The 2,902-nt window shown below is 41.2% G+C and carries 3 protein-coding genes; 2 read left to right on the top strand and 1 reads right to left on the bottom strand.

The features are described 5' to 3' along the window. Together LC574_RS33960 and LC574_RS33965 are read left to right on the top strand one after the other, a co-directional pair. A partial coding sequence (locus LC574_RS33960; RefSeq protein WP_229458002.1) for a bifunctional diguanylate cyclase/phosphodiesterase occupies positions 1 to 735 on the top strand: 735 nt, incomplete at its 5' end. Positions 736 to 1,059: 324 nt separating this feature from the next. After that, entirely contained in the window at positions 1,060 to 1,755 is a 696-nt protein-coding gene (locus LC574_RS33965) for a response regulator transcription factor (RefSeq protein ID WP_100900763.1), read from the top strand. Positions 1,756 to 2,387: 632 nt separating this feature from the next. On the opposite strand, the gene LC574_RS33970 is transcribed toward LC574_RS33965, so the two are convergent. Beyond that, positions 2,388 to 2,672: an Npun_R1517 family heterocyst differentiation transcriptional regulator gene (locus LC574_RS33970; RefSeq protein WP_229458003.1), complete on the bottom strand. Its 285-nt coding sequence runs from the start codon at positions 2,670 to 2,672 to the stop codon at positions 2,388 to 2,390. Between the last annotated feature and the right edge of the window lie 230 nt (positions 2,673 to 2,902).

Consider the following 2,902-nt stretch of genomic DNA (forward strand, 5'->3'; position numbering starts at 1 on the left):
GAATTTCGAGTTTATTACCAACCGATTGTTTCGCTCACCAAAGGCTCTATTTTAGGTTTTGAGGCTCTGTTGCGCTGGCAGCATCCAGAACGTGGTTTGCTTAATCCAGCAGATTTTATTTCCCTGGCAGAAGAAACTGGACTAATTTTCTCGATTGGCAACTGGGTGTTGCATGAAGCCTGTAGCCAAATGCAAGCTTGGCGGATGTCCGATCATTCCAACTTCCTAGAAAAAATCAGTGTCAATCTCTCCCTCAAGCAATTTTCCCAGCGGGATTTGATTGAGCAGATTGGGCAAATTTTGCACTCAACTGGTATTGATGCTGGCACTCTAGTGCTAGAGATTACTGAAAGCGTAATTGTGGAAAATGGCGGTAAAGCAACTGCCGCACTTTTACAACTTAGAGAGATGGGCATTGAGTTATCAATTGATGACTTTGGTACGGGTTACTCCTCATTAAGTCGTCTTTATAACTTTCCGATTAGTGTGTTGAAGATTGACCGTTCTTTCATCAGCTTGATGAGCGCTAATAGTAAGAACTTAGAAATTATTGAGATAATTATCACACTGGCACACAAACTGGGTGTGGATGTGCTAGCCGAAGGAGTAGAGACAAAAGAGCAATTAGCACTTTTAAGAAAGTTGAACTGTGAATATGCTCAGGGAAATTTTTTCTCTGTTCCATTAAATAGTTCAGCAGCCGAAGCATTAATTATGACAAATCCTCGGTGGTAAGGGTTATTTAAAAATAATTCGTAATTCTAATTAAAGACAGTTTCAAACGGGAATTTAGCGCAAAACCAAAGCAAAGGTTTGCTGCAATCTAGTTTTGTAAAAGAGACTCCGGCTGAAACAAAGCCACTTATAGACGAATACGAGTGCGTCTTTGCAGGAGAGGGAGAACTGAACTACCCCGTAAAATTGGTCATTGCTCTCGTTATTCTAGTTACCAGCGATCGCCTAACGTTAACAAGCTCTCTCGTTTTTCCTTTATCCCTTTTGTTCAATGCCTGTCAACTTTCGCTAAATTGGAAAAAGGTAAACTTAAGGGAATTTTAAATGTCAGCACAATTGTTACTGGTGGATGATGAACCAGGGATACGGGAAGCCGTGAAGGACTATTTGCAAGAGAGCGGTTTCAGCGTTCAAGTCGCCAGTAACGCCCTTGAAGGTTGGGAATGGATGCAGATGAATACACCTGACTTAGTGATTTCTGATGTCATGATGCCTCAGGTGGATGGCTATCAGTTTTTGAAGCAACTGCGAGAAGACCCTCGCTTTCAAGCGCTGCCGGTAGTATTTTTAACTGCTAAAGGCATGACAGGCGATCGCATCCAAGGGTATCATGCTGGTGTCGATGCCTATCTACCCAAACCCTTCGATCCAGATGAGTTAGTGGCTATAGTCGAAAATTTGCTAGCCCGCCGTGCCGCTAAGGCTTCAACTACCGGAGATGACGTCGAAACCCCTGATATTGCTGAACTAGCCAATCAGATTGCCCAAATTAAGGCATTGTTAACTCAAAGAAATGCCATTTCTCAATCGCCAGCCCCTTTCAAAATTGATTTGACTCCTAGAGAACAAAGTGTTTTAAACTTGGTCGCTGAAGGGTTGATGAACAAAGAAATCGCCCGTCGCTTAGAAACTAGCGTCCGCAATGTAGAAAAATACGTCAGCCGTTTGTTTAGTAAAACTGGCACCAATAGCCGTACAGAGTTAGTTCGTTTCGCCCTAGAACACGGCCTTGCTAAATAGACACTTTTTGAATTGGGCATTGGGCATTGGGCATTGGCAAACAGGAGGCAGTTCTTGCTGGAGGCAGAAATTCTTGAATTTTGAATTTTGTTAGCGCAGCGTTAGCGAGTCCGCGAGCGTCATTTTGAATTTTGAATTGATTTCTCCCCCTGCCCCCTACTCCTGGGTAATTGGTAATAGGTAAGTGGCTGCTAAACCATCACCTATTACCAGTAATAGATAAAACATAAGTATTTCAGTAAATCAGGCACTTAGTTAAAGTAAAAAGCTAAAAGGAAAGTTATTTATTTTCACTTTGGCCTTTTAGGTTTTCATTGAATTCGCGTCTGTTGTCCAATTCCCCATCTGTAAAGACACAGGGTTTTCTTGTTCCTGCAATGTTTTGATAAAAACTTGGTAAAATGCACCCGGCTGAATTTGCTCTTAGATTCTACCAGTACCCTTTGCTACAAAGTTTTTAATAGAGGAAACTGTTCCTGGGACTCTGTGCTGCTAAATAAGACTTTCACAAAGTAGAAATCACAATATTTTATGAATTCTACTTGCTGCTTAGTTTTTATTGCAACGGGGCCATGCGATCAACATTTGATTTGATGCCCAATTCATGTTTGTTCACTACTTAAATTACACCTTTAAGTTGGGGGATTTTCAGCAGCATTACGCAAGCGCATCAGCTGGCGTCGCATTTGAGATGAGGCTTTGAACTCGGACACTTCCTGCGCTTTAACGGATGCTTGCAGTGTCTCTAGAAAGTCGTCAGAACCTTCGGTCAAGGCATCAAGTAATACCTGTAACAGTTCTTCGCGATCGCCCAATAGACTTTTTTCCTCAATCAACCGAAATTTGAGATGGATTTCGCACTCATAAACACCTACTTCGAGATTATTTATCTGGCGTGGTAATGCTTTGGAGTTCATAGCGTATTGAGATTCCTTTACTTGGTGGTCATGAGGGTAAGGAGGTAGATGTCCAGCAAAATTCTTTATATCTTCTTTGAATCCAAAGTGCTTGAATTAAGAATTTTGGTTCTTCAGTTCATTTTATGGAACAGAATAATAAATAAAACCTAAAGATAGGCTAGATTTATTGCTGTGACTGGGTTTTAAGTTTTTGAGCCTTTCTATAAAACTGCGATTTTAATGCTCTA

Origin of the sequence: Nostoc sp. CHAB 5715, from assembly GCF_020829685.1 — a bacterium.
In the GTDB taxonomy this organism is placed as follows: Bacteria; Cyanobacteriota; Cyanobacteriia; order Cyanobacteriales; family Nostocaceae; genus Nostoc.